Origin of the sequence: Leptospira noumeaensis (assembly GCF_004770765.1) — a bacterium.
GTDB lineage: Bacteria > Spirochaetota > Leptospiria > Leptospirales > Leptospiraceae > Leptospira_A > Leptospira_A noumeaensis.
Map to the genome: position 1 here is coordinate 163,447 of NZ_RQFK01000028.1, position 20,977 is coordinate 184,423.

A 20,977-nucleotide genomic window follows, 5' to 3' on the forward strand; every position below is an offset into this window, starting at 1 on the left:
CAATCTAACTTTTGTTATTTTTGATTAGAAAGCCAATCTAAAAAAAGTTCCATTGCTTTTTTGCGATGGGACACTGTATTTTTTTCTGATTCAGGGACCTGGGAAAACCTTTTGCTGAAAGGAGGATAGAAAAATATAGGATCGTATCCAAATCCATATTTTCCTTCACCGTCATAGTCTTCACTAATGATACCATCAACCCGGCCTTCAAATGAAACGGCGTTACTGGCATCAACATAACTCACTACGCAGGAATAGTATGCCTCACGATTTGTATTTCCACCTAACTTTTGTAAAAGAAATTCAGCCCGTTCCCTGTCTGTAAGGCCTGGCCCACCAAATCTTGCCGAAAACACTCCAGGTTCTCCACCGAGAGCAGGCACAGAAATCCCCGAATCATCAGCAAGCGAAGGAAGACCCGTTAGGCGAAAGAGTTCTTTTGATTTGATAAAAGAATTTCCAGTAAATGTATTTTCTGTTTCTTCTGGTGAAAATGAAATTCCTAAATCCTTGGGAAGGACTAGTTCATACCCGTGGGGAGAAAGTAACATCTGCATTTCCTTCCGTTTGTGTTCACTTCCGGAAGCAAATGCCAAAGTTTTTTTTGTCAGTGGGAATCTTCCTCGTCGAGTTGGAATCCTTCCATAGCAGCAGATAAATCTGGGAAAATTTCGAATACCTTATCGAGCATAGTAATTTCAAAGAGTTGGATCAAATCTTCGTCTACAACGATAACCTTGATATCACCATTCATTGGTTTTAACTTACGTTTGGTGGCTACAAAAATACCAAGTGCAGTGGAACAAATATGGTGCACTTTGGTTAAATCTAGAATGATTTTTTTAACAGAGCTTTGTGTGAGTTTAGAAAGTTCTTTTTCAATTTCATCGGAATCAACCTTTAGGATGGCCCCAGAAAACTTTATAATCCTAATGTCATCCTTGACTTGAACATCCATTCGATTCAATCACCCCCGCTTAACAGTAAAACTACGCAGGTCACCTTCCGAACGCCAGTTTGTTTGTACAACCTAGCGATTTCATTGACTGTGGCACCTGTCGTAAATATATCATCTACGATTAGAACATGAAGTCCTTCCATGATTCTATCACTTTTTGTGAATTCGAACGCCTTTTTTGCATGAAAAAACCGTTTCTCAAACCCTAAGGCCGATTGTTTGTCCGCTGAAATCTTACGCAAATTAGTATCTCTCCTGATTTTCCAAAGTTTTTTCCATTTTTTGAGGAGGGAATCGGAAGCATGATAGGGCCTTGGGCTGGATTTAGGAGAGGAAGGAACGAGTGCAATTAGGTCGGGTGGGTCATCTTTTAAAGATTTTAAAATGATTCTATGTCCCAAACAAAAATATTCAGAAAGTAACCTTTCATTTTCAAACTTTAACGATTGGAAGAGTGACTTTTCAAAACTACCCCTCTTCTGCAAATAAAAGGTTTGGTCGTAAAAAACAAACCGATCCGAGGGAAGGTTGGTTGGTTTTTGGTTCCGATTTTGTATTTGCGGGAGATAATTTCGTTTTGCACAAGGTTTGCAAACCGCCATGATTTCCGAAAAAAAATCATGGGAACCACAACTCACACAAAATTTGGGAAAAACAAAAGATAAAAAGAAAACCCCTCTCATAATGAAAGGGGTTTCTATCCGCTACGTAGCGGTTCTATTTTTTTTGGTAAATTTACTTAGCAGGAGTTGTCGCTGCTGGAGTTTCCGTTTCTACCTTAGGTGTTTCTGTTGATTTTTGGATCGTTGAAGTTGGAGGAGTTAAGTCTACAGTGAGTTTTACTTCCACAACATCAGATTGATTACCAACATTGTCAACAGCCATAGCTTTGATGACATGGTCACCTTGAGTTTCAATAGCAATTGCTTCTACGTAAGGTTTGTATTCTTCTTCATCAACTTTTACTAAAACTTTTTTGATTCCAGATTCTTTATCAGTAGCATTCACATAGAATACGTTTCCTTTTCTTTGGAAGTTTTTTCCATTGATGTCAACAAGTGGAAAAGAAGGAACGATTTCTACAGTTGGTTTTACATCATCTACCGTAATGATCAGAGAAGATTCTGGAGAAGAGTTTCCTGATTTATCAGTTGCAGAATACTTTACTACGTTTGCTCCACCGTTTTCCAATTTGATTGGATCAGCATAAGCCTTAGTAGCTTCTTGGTTGATGCTGAATTGAATTTTTTCAACACCAGTTTGTTGGTCTTCTGCTACAAGAGTGTATGTATTGTTTTTAGAAGCAAACGGAACTCCGTCTAAAACAAAAAACTGTTCTTGAGGAACTAAACTCACTCTTGGTGCTGTGTTATCCACATGAACCACTAAAATTTTAGGAGTTTCTGCGTTTCCCACTTTGTCAACGGAACGGTAATATACTTCAGTAAGACCTTCTTCAGCAATACGAATTGGTTGTGTGAACTTTCTGTATTCGCCGTTTTTAGGTTTCCACTCGATAAAATCGATTGTAGAAGATTCGTCTTTTGCATCTAATGAAAAAGTAGTTTTACTTGTAATGAAAAGAGCCGATGCATCAGAAGTAGAAACTCCTGATTCTTTTTTGTCACCCAATATGTCTTTTACAGTTGTCTCAACTTTATCAACGCCGTCTTTGGCTTGAGTAGAAGTGGACTCTGTTTTTTTGATTGCCTGGTCTTTTGTGGAAGTAGTGGCTTTTGGTGCAGCAACCTGTGCTGTAATTTGGCCTGCGAAAGATATTGTCAGTATGGCCAAAAGATATTTGTGCGCCTGCATTTGTATAAGTCTCCTTTTTACAGATAAAACATATATATCCCCCTTCTAAGGAATTATTGTCAACATGATTGCACTGAGAAACTTCGGGAAACTCGCACTTTTTCTTTTTCTTTATGGAATGGTTCCGATTCTGGCTGAGGCCGGGGTTTGGAGAGAAATTCTTCTCGAAAACTTTGAATTATCCAATTACAATCAGGAAAACTTACGTACAAAATTAGAAAAAGGAACTAAACTTCCGGAAATCACTCTTTCCACCAATTTTACAGCCCCTATCCCTGGGTCCAAACAAGCTCTGGTTTTAAGAATTCCCAAAGATGCCAATTTCCCTTTTTCTTTATATTTCCCAAAACCAATTGAAGTAAATGCTTTCATCAAAGAAATCACCATTCCCCTATATTCTTCCCAATCCAACGGGAACCTAACACTGATCATAGAATCGCAAGACGCAGAAGTCAGACAATTAAACTTAACTTCCTTAAACTATCGCGGATGGAAATCCATCACCGTTTCCATATCCAAAAATTTTGATCAAAATGATCGAGTTTTTCTACAAAAGAGCTCCATTCGAATCCTTGGATTCTTTTATTTGCCATATGAAAATAATGATCCCAACCAAGAGGTTCTCATTGCCATTGATGACATAACTGCCATTGTGCGAGACAAATATAGACCCCTCCGAAACAAAGAAATCCTTCTCGAAGACTGAATTTTCGTTAGATCGAACGAAGTCTCTGCTTAAAAAAACTCTTTTCTTCCCAACCTCATGACCGAACCTGATCCTAAATGCAAATGGAACTGTCCCTAGAACAATACGAAACCCTGCTCAAGTTAGTATACATGGGAGATTGGGTCATTTCCACCTTGCAAGCCAAGGATCGTTCAGAAGACGAACCCGACACGGACTCTCGGTTTGCTGATGTAGTACGTCATGTTTTTGCACAGGCCGACAGCGCTGGTCTTGGAAATATTGTTCAAATTGATCAGAACAACGGAGAACCATATTTAACTCGAGAATTTGAGGAAGAAAGTGGACTCGTCGATATTTTAGAAGATTACGAGGACGAAGTTTTCTGGCAAGCTCTGATTGAAAGACTGGCACATAGGGATTTTTTACGTCACTACGGAGAAACTGCTATCTCTCAAATGGCAATCGAAGAACGAATCGAAAAGGAAACTCCTTTCCATGACAAGTGGGCAACCGAGTTTCACGAAAACGGTCTCGAAAATTTAAAAATCTAATTTGTATTTCAGGAAAAGAAATCGCGCGGAAATCATCACAAAACAACCGCTATATTAAAAACCTTCTTGTTGTTTTTTAAGTTTAGGCCAAAGTAGTTTATCTTCTCTTTCTTTTTTCTTCATCATTGATTCACTGAGTCTTGTGCGTAAAATATATTCTATTTGGTCTTTTGTATGAGCGGTTATACGTTCAGCATCCGTTACATTTCCCAAATCTCTTAACAATAATTCAATATTCTCATAAGCATTTTCATTCAAAAAGTCTCCATTGGATGGTAATCCCGGAATTCGGTTCCAAGTTTTGATGGCTTCCGATTGGAGTTTAGAATCCTTTCTTATGGTGCCTGATTCCCAAAGGACACGTCCTTTTTCAAAGTATCCATCCTTTAAACGATAACCTTTCGGTGATTTCGAAATCAATGTTTCTAAAATATCAATTCTTTTCTTAGAATATGCTTCTTCTACATCTTTGTTCGTGAATAATTTTTTATCTTGTAATAGTTTCTTATATTTTGTTTCCACTCGCCTGAGCGTTTCATAACGTAAAGTTTGTTTTTGTTCCGGTGTTGCCACTTTCAAATATTCTTTAGCTTGGAAGTATTGTTCAAGAGCACGGCCTTGAATTTCATAAATGTTTTCGATTGTGAAAAGGATTTCTGTACCGGTATTGGTTCCAAGATTTTGGGACAAAGCTGCCATCATTTGGCGAAGGAAATCTTCTTTGTTTAAGTTCTCTTGAAAATAATCAATGGCAAAATAACTAGGATCACCACTGAAAGGATAAGCTAACCTCTGCAAGTTTTCATAATACAAATCACGAACAAACAGGTTCAAATCCCCTTTGTCTGGATCGTAACCCATATAACGAGAGATAAATTCATCCAATTGTTTTTCTTTTTTTTGTTTTAGAGTTTTGTCCAAATATTTGTTTCGATCTTCTTTGGACATAGAAAGTGGAGATTTTGGTTCCGCTTCTCCTTCTTTGGAAACTCGCATGGTAATTGGAGGAGATAACTCTTCACCTTTGCGAAACTCCTCAATGATTCGGTTTCGTTCTTTGTGCACAAACAAATTGTCTTCAGCTGTTTCTATATCTATTCGAAAAGGGTCACGAATCCCTTTTACTGTAGGGAGAACGTCTTTAACAATGATGTCTTCATAATCACGGTTTCTTTTGATATAGGAATCAGCAACACCCGAGTTCTCATTGATTTGGTCATAATCATTCTTAAATTGTTTTCGTAAAGAGGAGGTTCCCTCCAAATCTTTGACTAACTCTTCCCACTGGCTTCCCTTGTATTTGCCTTTGGAAAATCCGTTCCCGTCGCCCCCTTCTCCCTCTTCGCCTTCACCAGGTTCACCGGCAGAATCTGAATTTCCAGTTTCGCTCATCGAATTTCCAAAACTCATTTGAAAACTGAGCTCTTTTTCTTCTTCCCTTTCGTAAATCCAAGGTGGGCCACAAAGTGTTTTTTGGTAAGGAGAGTCTGAATGGTTGAAAGAATAGATAATTAATGTTATGTGGGAGACTACAGAAATATAAAGAGCAATATAAAATCGACTATCAAATAGAAATTTACGAATTCCTTTTAACATAGAAGTAAAACACTAAACCAACAATACCCATATACAAATAAGAAAGTAAATTTCCATACAATCTGTAAAAAGTCATTTCACCAGGAATTACTTGTACTTTTTTGCGAATGACGGCAGATGTTTCTATAGGAGTAAAATCATTATCTACATTACTACCAAGATGGTCTGTAAATACAGACGTACCTGAGTTAGTGGAACGAACAATCCATTTACGAAATTCGATCGCACGAAGCCTACCCAAGGTATGGTGTTGGTAGGTTTCTACGGAATTTCCATACCATTTATCATTTGTCACATTGACAATAAAATCAGGATCACCCGAAAACTTTCTTACGAATTCAGAGATGATGACTTCATAACAAATTAAAGGTAAAAAACTTCCGATCTGTTTTTCTTCCGTTTTGTCTTTGGAATAGTATTCGCGAACTCCAGCCGGTCCTATGGTTACCGTATCTTCAAAATGAAGGTTTTTTGTTTGGGAAGAGGGAGTTTTTCTTGCTTCATAATAGGGAATCAAACTCAAACTTGTTCCAGGTGCAAACTGTCCGGTTTGTCCAGATAAAGCATACATCCACTCGAAAGGCATATACTCACCAAAGATCAGTAAAAAAACTTTTTGGTAACTGTTCCTTCTTTCGCCATTGGGATTCATTAAAACAGAAGAGTTATACATTCGAACATCTCGTCTGGAAAAACGGCCAGGAAGGGCTTCTGGGACAACATCTGCATCTAACTCATTATAGAATAAATTGGTTCCATGCCTTAGAGCAAGGATAGCCATTAATGATTCAAACTGGTGCCAATAAATCCTACTGTAACGAGTGATTTCCGTATCGTGGGTTGTAAAAAAAGGAATTCCCGACTCTGGTAAAACCACTAGATCCACTGGTTTCTCTGCAAGTTCACGTTCCACAATGGAATCAATCCGAGTCATAAGATTTCGAATTTCTTCTACAGGATTTCTACCATCCCGAAACTCCAATGGTGCATTGGGTTGGACAACTAACACTTCTCTTTCGGAGATTGGTTTTACTTTGGACCATTTTTGGAATAAATAAAATCCGTTCCCAAAAAATAAAATCAGAACCAAAACAAAACTGAGGCCACCAAATAAAATTTTTTTTTGAAACCCTTTGTGTTTAGAAAGAAAATTTGTCAGTAGCCGAAAAAACGTTTTTGGTTTCCTGAATGAAAACAAATAATAAGAAACAAAAAATAAAAAAGCAGACAGGCCGTATGCGCTCGCATACTCCGCGTTTTGTGCCAAAATTTGATTTTCTGCCACAACATTTCCAAAATACCATGGAAACACTTGGGGAGTAAAAAATTCAGCAAATAGAATGGATACAGAAGCAATGACAGGGAAAAATTTTCCCACTCGTTTGGCTAAAAAAGAAAAAACCAAAAGATAAACTGGAAATTTAAAATTAAGAAGGATCGCAGAGCCAATAAATATGGGGACTGCCAAATACCAATCAAATCCACCGAAAACAGTGGTCATATGGTAAACCCAATGGAAGGAAACTAAATAAAATAGAATAGAAAAACCAAACCCGTGATAGATGAGTTTTTTCCATTCACCTCTGTTTCTTTTTTCAATGAGAAAGAGACCAAAAGGAGCCACCCAAACAAAAAATGGTAGGTTTAAGGGAGCAAAAGAAAGGAAGGAAAATACAGCGGTGAGCGAATAACAAAAAACGGATATGATACCTTCGCGTGAAATTAAAAAACGTAAGAGTTTCATATCCGTTAGACTACTAAAAATAAATTACGATTTGTTGTAGTTATTGTTACCGTTTTGTACTTTTGTGAAAATCATTTTACCGGCAGCAGTTTGGATGATACTTGTGACAACCACTCTTACATCTTTTCCTACCAAGTGACCACCGTTTTCAATCACAACCATGGTTCCATCTTCCAAATAACCAATCCCTTGGTTTTCGTCCTTTCCTTCTTTGATGACGGAAATTTGGAACTCTTCACCAGGAAGTACCACTGGTTTGAGTGCATTTGCAAGATTGTTTAAGTTCAGAACACGAACTCCTTGTAACTCGGCAACTTTGTTTAGGTTGAAGTCGTTAGTGACAACTGCTCCACCTGTATCACGTGCTAGTTTGACAAGTTTTGCATCCACTTCTCTTGTGTCTGAATAATCGGTATAAGTGATCTTAACTTCGATGGAACCCTTTCTTTGGAGTTTGTTTAACATCTCAAGACCACGTCTTCCGCGAGCCCTTTTGATTGGATCCGATGAATCAGAGATCAGTTGGATCTCACGTAACACAAAGTTTGGAAGGATGAGTGGACCATCTAGAAAATGAGTGTCAGCAATATCTAAAATACGACCATCGATCACAACAGAAGTATCTAAAATTTTATCTTTGATTTGGGTATTGGCAGTATCTAAACCGGGAATTTGAAAACTAGAACCCGCGGCCCCACTTCCGCCACCAAAAATACCAAGGCCTGGTTTTTTTGCAAAAGCCACTCCGGTTTTGATTCCTGTTAAGAAAAAAAGAACCGCAACAAAAATAGCAATGGATTTATATCCGTAATCGTTTAAGAGACTGATAGGAAATGCAGCAATGGACAATCCAAGAAGGGCGCCAACGCTTGCACAAAGTACTAGATCTGCTTTGATTTCAGGGAATAATTTTCTTTCACCTAATACGAGCACTAGGGAATAAATGAAAATGATTCCAGCAAGTACCCCCGCCAAAACGAGGTTTTGCGATTCCGAATATAAGAAGAAAAACGACACCGAAGAGACTAAAATTGTCCCAAGGGCTGAAAGTAAATGTTTCATAACTCAATCCTTGTAAAAGAGTTGAGTAAAACGGAAGTTTATTCTAAATCTAGATCATCATCCAATTCTTTTGGAGGCGGTGCTGGAGCCAATCCCTGAACCGAAGCCGCTAACACATCAGAAACGATGTTTCCTGCTTCTTCCTGGGGTACACCTTTACTAAGTGCAATTTCCATCTTTACTAAATTATAGGCACTCTCATAGAGTTTTCTTTCCATAATGGAAAGTTCTTTGCCATAGGCACGTCTGTAAAGATTACGGCAAACATCAGCCACCTCGAAAATGGAACCAGATTTGATCTTGTTCATATTGTTCTGGTAACGGACTTTCCAGTCCTCTTCCGTGTCGACCTCATCCTTTTTTAGGAGAGTGAGAACTTTTTTGATCTCTTTTTTATCAATGATCGACCGGATACCCACATCCATTGCGCGATCCACTGGGATAGAGACCTTCATTTTGGAACCTTGAATTTCCAAACTGTAACAGTCTTTTTTCTTTCCCAGAATCAGCTTTTTAGCAACTTCTGTGACTTCACCTACTCCATGGATAGGGTATACAACGTAATCCCCTACCTTGAATTTAGGCTCTTTAGTTTTTTCGTTTAGTTTTTTTGTAGCCAAGTAAGTATAATAACTTCCGTAAATACTCTTGCCCTGATTATACCTGGAAATTGACGAATGTCAAGGAAGTTGGTAAAAATAGTTTAGAATCGAATGGTTTTTACTTGAGCATCGGTAAGTGAAGGGAGTTTTGCTTTAACCGCTTCCAAGGTTTCCTTGGCATCATCCAAACGATAGAAATAACCTGCAAAAAGTTTACCAGTAGAGGTACGAAAGATCCGTCCTTTTAAGCTAGGATTTGTATCAATGAGTTGTTTTCCGACTGCCACTGCTTCTTCCGGTGTGAAATCCCCAATTTGTACCATATAGTTGATTTGGTCATTTTTAGGAGGGAATTTCAAAGTGGCTGGAAACGGGGATCCAGAGGGTGAATCAGTTCCTTGTGAACGTGTTTCTTCCTGGTTTCCTCCATCTTCCTTGGATTCAGCCAATTGGGGTGCTGGTAATTTGTGAGAACCTACATTCGAAAAAGAAGTTTCCGAGTTTTCTTTGAATTTGGTTTCCTTTTGTCCGAGTTGGATTCCGACCACCATACCAGAGGTAAAAAGTAAGATTCCACCGATAAGAAGGATGAATGCTGATTTCGGTTTTTGGGAGGTTCCTAAATAAGATGGTGCTTGCGGAGAATAGGAGGGAACCTCGCCCTCAAAGGGTCGGCCGGATCTAAGCTTTCTTGAATAATCTATATTTTGCATGGGTGTTCCGGAATCTCTATTACTCTAATTGTCGGACACGTTTTCCAAAAAATAGAATGATTTTTGATGAAATCTTACCCGATTAGAATGTGAAGAAAAGTAAGATAGTTAAGGGTAAACAATCATCGAGAAAAGAATTTGCACGAAATTCAATTATAACTAGTTTCAGTTTCTATGACCAAGATACTAAAGAATATCGCAAAATTAGCATTATTTACGACAACCTTACTGACAATAGGTTGTGCCACTATGTTCAAGCCAACCACTCACGTTCCCATAAAAGTGTATGCGGATCAATTAGAAGCCAGTATTTATCTAGATGATCAAAAGGTAAGTGAGTCGTTTCACCAAATAGAATACCCTGTGAAGTCAGATAAAACATTTAACTATCGAATTGAAAAAAATGGGTTCGAACCAAAAACAATTATTATCGAAAAGAAATTCAATACATTTGCATATTTAAATTTATTAACTTTTTTATTTTCACCCGTATTATTTTTAATCGATCATTCTAACGATGCACTTTTTGTTTATAAATCACCAAGTGAAAACATCAAACTGGAAGTGAATGTAAATTTTAAAGAAAAAACAGATACTACAACTTACAGAAAATTTGAATCAGAACGGGATAAATTAAAAAACAACAAAGGACTCATTCAATTCAATGGATATGTGACCGGAGTTCTAGTAAAAGATAGTGATGGTAAAGAATATGATCTTAAATCTGCACCATTTTTGTTTTCACCTGGCAATTTTGAGGTTCAATCGAAGTTTTATACTACTTTTAAGAAAGATGGATATCAACATACTTACACAGCAAAAACAGCTATCACAAGCAAACTAACTTTACAACCAGCATCTGCAACCGTTGTATGTACGGATTTTGATAATGCAAAAAACATAACGATACATACCCTAGTTTCTTCAGGGAAACCAAATCCTTACCTAGCATCTGAGTCGGTTTTAAAAGGTTTCGAAATTTTTAGATATTGCCCAAGATCTAACTTTATGAAATCTTTTGACATATAGTTGAAAAATCTATTTTCAATTTCCAAAAGTTGGATCATTTGTTACAAAACATGATTCCTTCAAATATCGATTGAAAAATTCCAAATTCATAGAAAATTGGAAACAGTTTTCTATGAATTGCCCACTGTGCGAATCTACTTCAAATCCCTTTCACAAAACCAAATTCCGAAATTATTTACGTTGTACAAGTTGTATGTCTATATTTATCGAAAAAAGTTTTTTGCCTACAAAAGACGAAGAAAACAAAAGGTACCTAGAACATAAAAATGATGTATATGATCTCAAATACCAAAACTTTCTAAAACCCATCGTCGAAAAAGTCCTTCAATTTCAGAAACCAGATGATGAAGGATTAGATTTTGGTGCGGGATCACATTCCGCTATTGAATATCTTTTAAAACAAAACGGTTATTCGATTTGTATATACGATCCCTTTTTCCATCCTTATAACAACAATCTATTAAAAACCTATGATTATATCACTCTGACAGAAGTGGTGGAACATTTTCATTCCCCAAAACTAGAGTTCCAAAAACTAAAGGGATTACTAAACCCGAATGGGTCGTTATATATCTTAACCCATCCTTATGATGATGAAATAGACTTTGAAAACTGGTATTATAAAAACGACAAAACACATACTTTCTTTTATACAAAAGAATCTTTTGAATGGATATTAAATCATTATGGATTTAAAAACTTAGAAATTGAGGGTCGAATCATTCAATTCCAAAAGTAGAATCTCCGCGTTTGCCAAGAAGGCCAATGGACTAAGGAAGACCCATCAAAGTGGAAATATCGCTAACATTTAGTTGGCGACCTTTAAAAAACCAAATATCATCCATCCTGCCTGTAAAATATTGATTTGCATACGCATAACCAATATTCAATGGTGTTCCGTTATACCATTGGTTAGGTGAATTACCGGTTGTACAACCAGCGAAGGAACCAAAATTTGCAGTAGTGCCGGCACTCAGACCGTTGACCCAAATTGTTCCTTGGCGAGTGGTTCCATTGTGAACATAGACAATATGAGTCCATACATTTGCAGATACAACAGAGGAAGAACTCACCGATATACCATCTGAGTTATACCCGCTAGCCACCCAATATGCACTAAATTCTGGGTTCCCTGTTGGATTCAAAACAACTGTGATTCCAGGATTGCCGCCCGGTGAACCTTGGAATCCTAAAATTCTGTTATTATAAACCACATTTGTATAGATCCATAATGCGATCGTAAAATCTTCATGGCAAAGGGGAAGAAAGTTACTGGCAAACAATTGATTGGTTCCGTTGAAAGATGCACTACCATTTGTTAGGTTAGAATGACCAATAGTATAAGAAGGTCCCAAAGTCACAGGCCATACTCCACCGGGGAAATAACCATGACGTGCGTTTCCGCTCATATCCATGAAGTTTCCATCAAGAGGATACCAAGCGTAAAGTCCCGAAACAAGTGAATCTGGAATTTGGTAGCTACGTTCCGTACTGACGTTTTTAGGAATACAATTTCCTTCCAATAAACATTGTAATATTTTAGTTTCCCGATAAGAACTGCTTTCATAGTCCCCTGTATTATTAAAAGAATTCGGCTTACAAAAGAAAGTGAAACTAAAAACAAATGCCAATACTGTGATCCGTTCTGTGATTCGGAAATGATGACTCCGCATAAAACCAAAGCATATCCGAAATTATGGATTCGTCGTCCGGAGATATATTTTTGGACATTTTTTCCACTTGCCCAATTGTTCCTTCCCTTAGAAAACTTATGGTGATGTGGTTCAAGTCTTGTTTTTTCATCTATATTAGTTTATTTATCTGCAATTGTTCTTATTTTTACGAAAACAACATCACAAACCAATTTGAATATTATGAGGACAGCACCCATAACATTGATATTTCCAATATAGATTCTGTGCCAAAGTGGAATCAAATTCAAGGAAACACGATTAACTTTCATTACACAAAAAGTGCCATATGGCTAAGAGCTCGCGCTTCTAATGAGACCTTCAAAGCAGGGAGTATACTCTCTTTTGAATGGAGAGTTCTTGATGATATTAAATTATATTTTCCAAATGCAAGAAAGTCTTATAACGAATATCGAACTGGCGACAGTTATCCAAAATCAAGTTGGGCCTTACCGGAAGCTCTGAATCCGAGTTTTCGCATTCCCAAAGAACCAACGGATAGATATTTTTACATACAACTACAATCGAGTTCTTTGATTTCGTTTCCTATTCTACTACTAAAAGAAAACGAATTCCAAAATAAAATCCTTGTCGAATCATCTGCTACTTGGTCCATTTTATGTTTCTCTTGCGTCATGTTAATCATTAGTATTTTTTATACTTTAGCATTTCGATTACGTGAATTTTTTTACTATTCTATCTATGTCATAACGAATACAATGTGGTGTAATACCCAATTCGGTAATTCCTTTCATAGTTTTTGGCCAAACGCAATCTGGTGGCAAGGTAAAGCTATTTTGTTCTTTTTGTCTGTTGGAATTGGTGCATCGTTTCAATTCACTAGGTTATTTTTAGAAACAAAAACAAAAACACCATTCACAGATAAAATATTAAAAACTTTAGCAGCCATTGGGCTTATCTCGGCCATAGGAGTTTTATTCACAGAAGAGTATTCTTTTTTCTCCAAAGTAATCAATTTAACTTATATAGTTTCGATTCCTTTGATTCTACTAACAGGAATTAAAGTTTTTTTAATGGGAGAAAAAAGGATTATTTTTTTCTTAACCAGTTGGGGATTGTACTTTTTTTTCGGATACATTACTATTTTTTATCATTTAGGAATTACGAATTACTCTTTATTAGCTGTTTATGGACCAGCATTTGCCTTCCAATTGGATCTATTTTTTTTATTATTCAATTTATTTCAAAAATACCAAGACTTAATACTAAATAGAAACAGTATTTTAGAAAGGATGTTTACCCTTGAATCAGACCAAAAAAATAAATACACAAAATCGAAGTTAGAAAAAATAGATTATAATCATTATTTACAAAAACTAGAATTGTGGATGAAGGAAGAAAAACCTTATCTAGATGAAAAATTGGATTTGGAAAAAACGTCTATCGCCATTGGCCTCAATATCCAACAAACTTCCGAATTAATTAATGCCAAACTGAAATTAAGTTTTCGCTCTTATATCAACTCCTATAGAATTTCAGAAGCAAAACAAATATTAAAAAACAATCCCAGTGTTTCTGTCCTATCGGTTGCTTATGAAACAGGTTTTGGCTCAAAATCTAGTTTCAATTCAGAATTTAAAAAATCTACTGGAATCACGCCTTTGGATTTTAGAAAAAAACAACGAGTAGATTAAAATTCTAAACTTTTTCTTTTAATTCAATTAATTTTGAATTGTTAGGTTCCAGTATTTCGATTTGTTTGAGTAAGTATACAAACCGATCTTTGTCTCCGCTCAGTCGGCAAACGTCCGCTAAGTGGATCAAATTTCCAATATTCTCTGGTTGCCTTAACCTCACCCTTTCACTCAATTCTTGCGATTCTTCTAAAAAGGATTTTGATTTGTAAATAGAATAGAGACGTTTGTATAAAACTGAGGTATGAAACATCCATCTTGTGTCCGACGGAAAATTCTCCAAGGCCAAACTTGCATACTCCATTGCCTTAAGTAATATTCCCTCTTTTTCATATAACCTAGTGATATATTTTAATTCCTTAATGGAAATTTCTAATGCAGAATTATATGATAAAAGTATATCTAAAGCTTTGCTATATTGTTTTTGTTTGATGCACTTTTTAGCTTCCTCCCAATACACTCCAGGTTTAGAGAATGATCCTAAATTATACTCCATCGAAATCAAACTTAAATCATCCGAAAACTTTCCTTTGGTTTTTAAAATGGGGATTACGTTTTTTACATCTCCCTCGGATTCTTCCAGGCAATTTAAAATTAAATTTTGATCTTCATTGATTTCACGATACCTTCCAGATTCGGAGATTACCAGATCATCCTTTCCATCCGACCCACAAATAATTTTATCTCCTTTCTGTAATTGGAAAACCGAGATAAATCGATTGGTTGGAACTTCCATCACACCTAATTTATAATAATGAATTTCATCTTCTATAAATTTTGCTTTTCCATCACGATACAAAATCACCCAAGGGTGTTCTAAATTGATAAAGTATAAAGTTCCAGTAGATTCTTCTAACAAACCTACGACGGCAGATACCAACATGGCTCCGTCAAAAGTTTCAAACACCTTTTGTAAATCTAAAAAACAATCATGTAACCAACGTTCGGGTGACCGGTTGGAAGAAGTTGGATCCATTTTCGAACGAATGATAATAGAGTTGTACACAGCTCCAAGCACAATGGCCCCACCTGCTCCTTGAATGGACTTACCCATTGCGTCTCCATTAATGAAAGCTTTGTAACGTTTCCCCTGCAAAATTAGGTTATAAACAGAAATATAATCGCCACCTAACTGGTATTCCTTATTTCTAAAATGGAATTTTTTATATTGGTTTACCACTGTGTCGATACTAACTGCGGTTCCATCTGTTTCATGACCCAGAAGTGGTTCCAGAAGGAGTGAGATTAAAAAATAATCTCCATCTTGTTGTGATTTAAAGGCCTGAATTTCATCTACAGTTTTAGTAATTTCTTCGTTCTTTTTGATGATACGTTTGTGGTTCAAAAAGGAATGAAAACGGTACCTTTCCATAATGAGTCCGCTAAAAATTCCAAGAACATAACTGATCGCCAAATTTTGCATCGAATATGCTGATGCAGCGGTAGAAAGATCTGGTTTATACACATAAACAGAAATGAAAAAAATCAGAATGGATATAGGATAATAAATGAATAAAGTTTTTCTAGGGAGTGGTAAAAAAGGAAGGATCATCACGAGCATCTGATACCCAGAAACATAGGGAGCATCATCGGCAATCCGACCCGTATAATAAGCGGCGGTAAACAAAAGATAGGCGTATGTTAGATAGGCCCAAGTAAGACCTTCCCAAGAGGAAAACTTGTTTTTATAATGATTGTAGATAATAAAAACTATATAGGAAAAACAAAGAAGGCTGTATCCAATGCGAAAATAGAATAATTCAGGAAATTCAGGGTGGAGTTTGGCATCTGTATCAAATGCAAATCCCAACATACCGAAAACACCAATGATACTACCTGGAATCTGGATGATTCGGGTATGTCTGTCTAATTCGGCAATATAATCCTGGTTATAGATTTTCCTTTCAGGAGTTAAGTCGAGGAATTTAAATAGAATCGTTTTAAAATACTGATACACGATTCTTCATTAGACGAAAAAGCCCGCGCAAGGGCGGGCTTCTTTAAAAGGGTTTTGTCTATTTTTTAAAAGAAAAACTCTATCTAGAACTCAGTTGTGGGCGCAATTCTAGAGATAATATCTCCAAAAGAAAATGCAAACAACAATGCCAAAAAGGCAAACGCAGAAAGGAAAATGACTCGGTTTAGCATATTATCATACTTTAAGTGCATGAAATAAGCTAACACGAAGAAAGCTTTACAAGTAGCAACCGCCATGGCTACAATCATGTTCCACTTTCCTAAATCGTATTGTGCTACCCAAACGGTTACAAAAGTTCCGAAGAAAAGCGCCAAAAGAACATACACATAAGTTTTGATAGAAATTACATGGTGTTCGTGGTGTTCTTCTTCCTCTTCACCATCTTCTACCCACATGGAAGCAGAAGCATGATCTTCTTTGTGATCTTCATCACCTAAAACAAATTTTAACAATTTGTTGTCTTTGTTTTCTTCTGTAAACTTCGCATAACGATTTGTTTGGAAAAACTGACCAAACCAATTGATGATGAATCCTACAATAGTAGCTTTTGCAATCCCAGGAGCAAAGATTCCAAATCCAAGAATTGGAGTGAAAACTGCAACGAGGGCGATGAAGTAAAGTCCGTAATTGATTACGTATTCCATTCGATAATACCTTTTATCCTACTAAATAAAGAAGTGGGAAGAGGTAAATCCATACCAAGTCCACAACGTGCCAGAAAAGACCCACACCTTCTACAGGAGTGTAGTATTCAGGTCCAACTTTTCTTCTTAGAGTTTTAATGAAAATCCAGAAGATAAGGAGAGCACCAGCTACCACGTGTACCCCGTGAAGACCAGTCATGACAAAGTAAAAACCGTAGAACATTTCCCATTTTGGTTGAGAAATCACTGCTTTCAAACGAGAAACTTCTTCTGCGCTCACATGGTTTTTTTCAAGTTCAGCAGGGTTTTTAAGAAGAGCAGAAATCTTAGATTCACACTCAGCTCTTTTTCCACCCGCACCACAAGAAGGATCAACTAACGAAAATTTACCGGGAACAGTTCCTACATGGAACTTGTGGCTATATTCGAAGTATTTGATCACCATGAAGGCACCAGCACAAGCAATCGTTAAAGCTAACATAATCGCTGCGATTTTGTGTAATCCACGTTGAACGTAGTTAATCGCCGCAGCCATCGTAAAGGAACTAACGAGAAGCACAACGGTGTTCACCGCTCCCATTTTCCAATCTAATGTTTCCGAACCATTTTTGAAAACGGTTGGGTAAAGAGAATGGTAAATTAGGTAACCTACGAATAGGCCACCGAACATAAGGATTTCTGTGCAAAGGAATAACCAGATTCCTTGTTTGGAAGAGGCATATTGGTGTTCTGCACTCTTAAAATGGTGTTGGTGTTGAAATTCACTTGAAGAACTAACGGAAGTCATATGGCCCTGCAGTTACTGTTGGAGTAGTTGTAAAGTTTTCGTGTGGAGGAGGAGAAGACGTTTGCCATTCGAGCGTTTTTGCACCCCAAGGGTTGTCAGTTGCCTTTTCGCCTTTAAAAATTCCATGAATGATGGTGATGAGTCCTACCAAAAATCCAAGACCAATCAGCCAAGATCCTACGGTAGAGATTTGGTTGAGGTTTGTGTATTCAGGAAGGTAATCAAAGTAACGTCTTGGCATTCCCATTGCACCGAGAACAAATTGTGGGAAGAAAGTTACGTTAAATCCAGTAAAGATAAGAACCCAAGAGATTCTTCCACCGAGGTCAGAAGTCATTCTTCCAAACATTTTTGGGAACCAGTAATAGATACCGCCCATAAGTGCCATAAGCGTTCCCCCTACCATTACGTAGTGGAAGTGAGCTACCACAAAGTAAGTGTCATGGAAGTGAACGTCCATACCAGTTGATGCAAGGAATACCCCTGTCAATCCACCGATGGTAAAGAGGAACATAAAACCAAGAGCGAAGAGCATTGGAGCTTCGAAGGTTACTGTTCCGCGATACATAGTGGAAATCCAGTTGAAGAGTTTGATTGCTGTTGGAACCCCAACAAACATAGTGATGATGGAGAAGATGATACCAGCAAGTGTAGACTGACCGGATACAAACATATGGTGTCCCCAAACAAGGAAGGATACTGCTGCAATCGCTACTGAAGAATAGGCAATCGCACGGTAACCAAAAATTGTTTTTTTGGAGAACGCAGTGATGAGTTCAGAGATCACTCCCATCGCCGGAAGGATCATGATATAAACCGCAGGGTGAGAATAGAACCAGAAGAAGTGTTGGAAAAGAACTGGGTCTCCACCTAAGTCTGGATCAAAGATTCCCACTCCCAGAGTTTTCTCTGCTCCAATGAGAAGGAGAGTGATCGCAAGGATTGGTGTTGCAAGGATCTGGATGATAGAAGTGGAATACAAAGCCCAAATCATAAGAGGGATTCTGTCCATTGTCATTCCAGGAGCTCTCAGTTTATGAGTGGTTACGATGAAGTTTAGTCCCGTAAGGATGGAAGAAAAACCCATTGTAAAGGCACCCAAAACAAGCAAAATCACCCCATTGGAAGTTTTTGCTGTAGAGTAAGGAGTATAGAATGTCCAACCTGTGTCTACTTGGTTAAAAATCATGGAAGAAGCAGCGATGGCAGCTCCTGCAATGAAGATGTAGTAAGAAGCAAGGTTTAACCTTGGGAAAGCAACGTCTTTGGCACCGAGTTGGATCGGGAGAACAAAGTTTCCAAGGAAAGCAGGAATTCCAGGAATGATTACCATAAATACCATAATGGCACCATGGAAGGTCATAAACTTGTTATAAGTGTCTGGATCCAAAAGTGGTTCTGCACCAAATTTTGCTAAGTGCAGACGAATTCCTAAAGCAAAGAAACCACCAATTAAGAAAAGGGTAGCTACTGTTGCAAAGTACATAAGACCAATGCGTTTGTGGTCCAGAGTGGTCATCCAAGACCAGATTCCAGATCCGTGGTTCAGATAATTATGGTCAGTGTGGCCATGTTCGGTTTTTGTATGTGCTGAACTCATCTCTCTTCCTTATTTAATGGATTTGATATATTCAATTAGGTTGGCAACGTCTTCGTCAGAAAGTTGTCCTTGGAATACCGGCATTGCTGGTGGGTATCCTTCCACAATCTTCGCAGAAGAAACAAGGATGGATTCACGAAGGTAGTTTTCGTCGGCTTTGGTTTGGCTACCGTCAGCAAACTTTCGGCTAGAACCAAAAAGTCCCTTCATCGTAGGTCCAACAATTCTTGCTCCATCGATCGAGTGGCAAGACGCACAAGCTTTTTGAGCAAATAATGTCTTTCCTAGATCGGCCGGAGAGTCCGCACCTTTTTTCTCTGCATGATACCAAGCCGCATATTCCTCAGAAGGAATGGCTTTGATTTTAATCATCATACCAGAGTGTTTCGTTCCGCAATATTCAGTACAGAATACGATGTATTCACCTGGTTGTTTTGGTTCGAACCAAAGTTGAGTGAGTTTTCCTGGAACCGCATCTTGTTTGGTTCGGAAAGCAGGAACATAGAAACTATGAATTACGTCTTTTGAAGTGAGGATGAGTTTTGTGGCCTTACCTGCAGGAACAATCATAGGATCGTTTGCAGAGCTATAAAATTCTTTTCCGTTCGCATAACGATAAGTCCACGCCCACTGCTCACCAGTAACATGAATTTCCGCAGCTATGTCTTCTGGAGGGGTTCTCAGTTTTTCGAAGATAACCATACCCCAGTAGAAAATCCCCATCATGATGATGAGAGGGATGAACGACCAAAGAAATTCTGCAAAATTATTGTGAGTAATGTATGCGGATTTCTGGTCTAAACTTGTACGTTTGAACTTGATGAGGAACCATGTCATTCCACCAATCAAGATGACAAACGAAACAAGGCTGGAAATGATCAGAAACGCGTAAAGAAGATCAACTTCTTTTGCAATTTCCGTCGCCTGGATAGGCATGAACGAGGTCGCTGGAATGAGACTGCTCCAAGACATCTATGTGACTCCTTGACGGTTGTTATTTGTTATTTTTCGCCAGTTTATGTATAAAAACGCACCGAGAAGGAGTAAGGTGACCGCCCCCCCGAATTGCATCATCCTGTATGCGTATATCGTATATTTATTTTTTCTTGGATCAAATTGAAAGCAAAATAAAGCAAACTTGTCTACAAAACTCCCAATCTTCCCAGAAGATGCCTCTAAGAAGGCAAATTTCAAATCCCGTGGTTCCAATTGGATTCCTTGGAAGATTCGCGAAACCTTTCCTTCGGGAGTCAAAACATAAACCCCACTCGCGTGGATATATTGTTTTGCTTCCGCGTCCCAAGCGTACCGAAAGTCCAACTGTTTGGTCAGAGCATCGATAGATTCTTGAGTTCCTGTCAGGAGATGGAGGCCAGATTCTGCCCCTTCTCTGCCATATTCTTTCAAATAAGCTCCCTTTTTGGGAAAGGCAACCGATTCGTTTTCTTTCGGGTCAATGGATACCGCAATGTATTGGTATTCTTTGCCAAGAGTCCAATCGAGAGCCTTCAATCCTTGGAAAACACCGTTTAGGTGAAAATTACAAAGAGTGGGACACTTAAAGTAAACGGGAGAAAGTAGGATTGGTTTCCCTTTTGCAAGAAAATCTGAAAACTTAATGGTTTTCCCAGATTCATCGCGAAACGGAATGTCGAGGTTCAGAGACTTCCCCGTGACATCAGAAAATCCAATATTTTCTAGTTCTTTCGGGAGTTTGTTGTCCCGAGTTAGATTGGAATGGGGATCATACGCATACAAAACACCAGTTCCGAATAACAAACAAAGGAAAAAAGAAAATCTAATGTTCACGAAGTTTTGGTGGTTACCCTATTTGGATTGAACGCTTTTGGATTCCATTCCTGGG

At 37.8% G+C, this 20,977-nt stretch carries 21 protein-coding genes; 5 read left to right on the forward strand and 16 right to left on the reverse strand.

Annotation, left to right across the window (positions count from 1 at the left end):
* Positions 1-14: 14 nt before the first annotated feature.
* From rdgB to ompL47, 4 genes are all read right to left on the reverse strand, one after another.
* Positions 15-611 carry an RdgB/HAM1 family non-canonical purine NTP pyrophosphatase gene (rdgB, locus tag EHQ24_RS15985; RefSeq protein ID WP_135602626.1) on the reverse strand — a complete coding sequence of 199 codons (597 nt, stop codon included), beginning with the start codon at positions 609-611 and terminating at the stop codon, positions 15-17.
* The gene (locus EHQ24_RS15990) at positions 608-958 is read right to left on the reverse strand and encodes an STAS domain-containing protein (RefSeq protein WP_002974559.1); all 351 of its coding nucleotides are present in this window, start codon (positions 956-958) and stop codon (positions 608-610) included. The genes rdgB and EHQ24_RS15990 overlap by 4 nt, the downstream gene beginning before the upstream one ends.
* A 5-nt stretch (positions 959-963) precedes the next feature.
* Positions 964-1,560, reverse strand: coding sequence for a ComF family protein (locus tag EHQ24_RS15995; RefSeq protein ID WP_244310478.1), 597 nt, complete (start codon positions 1,558-1,560; stop codon positions 964-966).
* A gap of 133 nt (positions 1,561-1,693) precedes the next feature.
* A complete protein-coding gene (ompL47, locus tag EHQ24_RS16000) occupies positions 1,694-2,773 on the reverse strand; it encodes a multi-beta-barrel domain surface protein OmpL47 (RefSeq protein WP_135602628.1) in 1,080 nt (359 codons plus the stop codon).
* A gap of 64 nt (positions 2,774-2,837) precedes the next feature.
* Between ompL47 and EHQ24_RS16005 the strand changes: the two genes are divergently transcribed.
* The gene (locus EHQ24_RS16005) at positions 2,838-3,479 is read left to right on the forward strand and encodes a flagellar assembly protein FlaA (RefSeq protein WP_135602629.1); all 642 of its coding nucleotides are present in this window, start codon (positions 2,838-2,840) and stop codon (positions 3,477-3,479) included.
* Between the two features lie 83 nt (positions 3,480-3,562).
* Complete coding sequence (locus tag EHQ24_RS16010) at positions 3,563-4,012, forward strand: hypothetical protein (RefSeq protein WP_244310479.1); 450 nt, start codon at positions 3,563-3,565, stop codon at positions 4,010-4,012.
* Between the two features lie 54 nt (positions 4,013-4,066).
* On the opposite strand, the gene EHQ24_RS16015 is transcribed toward EHQ24_RS16010, so the two are convergent.
* From EHQ24_RS16015 to EHQ24_RS16035, 5 genes are all read right to left on the reverse strand, one after another.
* On the reverse strand, positions 4,067-5,608 hold the full coding sequence (locus EHQ24_RS16015) for a hypothetical protein (RefSeq protein ID WP_135602631.1): 1,542 nt from the start codon (positions 5,606-5,608) through the stop codon (positions 4,067-4,069).
* On the reverse strand, positions 5,589-7,352 hold the full coding sequence (locus EHQ24_RS16020; protein ID WP_135602632.1) for an apolipoprotein N-acyltransferase: 1,764 nt from the start codon (positions 7,350-7,352) through the stop codon (positions 5,589-5,591). Before EHQ24_RS16020 ends, EHQ24_RS16015 begins: the two co-directional genes overlap by 20 nt.
* A gap of 24 nt (positions 7,353-7,376) precedes the next feature.
* Positions 7,377-8,414 (reverse strand): PIN/TRAM domain-containing protein, encoded by a 1,038-nt coding sequence (locus EHQ24_RS16025; protein WP_135602633.1) that lies wholly within the window; start codon positions 8,412-8,414, stop codon positions 7,377-7,379.
* Between the two features lie 38 nt (positions 8,415-8,452).
* Complete coding sequence (locus EHQ24_RS16030) at positions 8,453-9,034, reverse strand: CarD family transcriptional regulator (RefSeq protein ID WP_002978378.1); 582 nt, start codon at positions 9,032-9,034, stop codon at positions 8,453-8,455.
* An 83-nt stretch (positions 9,035-9,117) separates the two neighbouring features.
* Positions 9,118-9,729, reverse strand: coding sequence for a hypothetical protein (locus tag EHQ24_RS16035; protein WP_135602634.1), 612 nt, complete (start codon positions 9,727-9,729; stop codon positions 9,118-9,120).
* A gap of 174 nt (positions 9,730-9,903) precedes the next feature.
* Between EHQ24_RS16035 and EHQ24_RS16040 the strand changes: the two genes are divergently transcribed.
* Both EHQ24_RS16040 and EHQ24_RS16045 read left to right on the forward strand, forming a co-directional pair.
* Entirely contained in the window at positions 9,904-10,758 is an 855-nt protein-coding gene (locus tag EHQ24_RS16040; RefSeq protein WP_135602635.1) for an LEPBI_I2678 family protein, read from the forward strand.
* Positions 10,759-10,870: 112 nt separating this feature from the next.
* Positions 10,871-11,497, forward strand: a complete 627-nt coding sequence (locus EHQ24_RS16045; protein ID WP_135602636.1) for a class I SAM-dependent methyltransferase — start codon at positions 10,871-10,873, stop codon at positions 11,495-11,497.
* 31 nt (positions 11,498-11,528) lie between these two features.
* Here EHQ24_RS16045 and EHQ24_RS16050 read toward each other — a convergent pair whose 3' ends face one another.
* Positions 11,529-12,431, reverse strand: a complete 903-nt coding sequence (locus tag EHQ24_RS16050) for a LamG domain-containing protein (RefSeq protein WP_135602637.1) — start codon at positions 12,429-12,431, stop codon at positions 11,529-11,531.
* Positions 12,432-12,481: 50 nt separating this feature from the next.
* Here EHQ24_RS16050 and EHQ24_RS16055 point away from each other — a divergent pair, with 50 nt between their 5' ends.
* Positions 12,482-14,104 (forward strand): 7TM-DISM domain-containing protein, encoded by a 1,623-nt coding sequence (locus EHQ24_RS16055; RefSeq protein WP_244310480.1) that lies wholly within the window; start codon positions 12,482-12,484, stop codon positions 14,102-14,104.
* A gap of 4 nt (positions 14,105-14,108) precedes the next feature.
* Here the strand turns inward: EHQ24_RS16055 and EHQ24_RS16060 are convergent, their stop codons facing one another.
* From EHQ24_RS16060 to EHQ24_RS16085, 6 genes are all read right to left on the reverse strand, one after another.
* Positions 14,109-16,061 carry a PP2C family protein-serine/threonine phosphatase gene (locus EHQ24_RS16060; RefSeq protein ID WP_135602639.1) on the reverse strand — a complete coding sequence of 651 codons (1,953 nt, stop codon included), beginning with the start codon at positions 16,059-16,061 and terminating at the stop codon, positions 14,109-14,111.
* Positions 16,062-16,144: 83 nt separating this feature from the next.
* On the reverse strand, positions 16,145-16,726 hold the full coding sequence (locus tag EHQ24_RS16065; protein WP_135602640.1) for a cytochrome C oxidase subunit IV family protein: 582 nt from the start codon (positions 16,724-16,726) through the stop codon (positions 16,145-16,147).
* Between the two features lie 13 nt (positions 16,727-16,739).
* The gene (locus EHQ24_RS16070) at positions 16,740-17,513 is read right to left on the reverse strand and encodes a cytochrome c oxidase subunit 3 family protein (RefSeq protein ID WP_135585260.1); all 774 of its coding nucleotides are present in this window, start codon (positions 17,511-17,513) and stop codon (positions 16,740-16,742) included.
* The gene (gene ctaD / locus EHQ24_RS16075; protein WP_135602641.1) at positions 17,500-19,113 is read right to left on the reverse strand and encodes a cytochrome c oxidase subunit I; all 1,614 of its coding nucleotides are present in this window, start codon (positions 19,111-19,113) and stop codon (positions 17,500-17,502) included. The genes EHQ24_RS16070 and ctaD overlap by 14 nt, the downstream gene beginning before the upstream one ends.
* Positions 19,114-19,122: 9 nt before the next feature.
* The gene (gene coxB, locus EHQ24_RS16080; RefSeq protein ID WP_135602642.1) at positions 19,123-20,085 is read right to left on the reverse strand and encodes a cytochrome c oxidase subunit II; all 963 of its coding nucleotides are present in this window, start codon (positions 20,083-20,085) and stop codon (positions 19,123-19,125) included.
* A complete protein-coding gene (locus EHQ24_RS16085; RefSeq protein ID WP_135602643.1) occupies positions 20,086-20,922 on the reverse strand; it encodes an SCO family protein in 837 nt (278 codons plus the stop codon).
* Between the last annotated feature and the right edge of the window lie 55 nt (positions 20,923-20,977).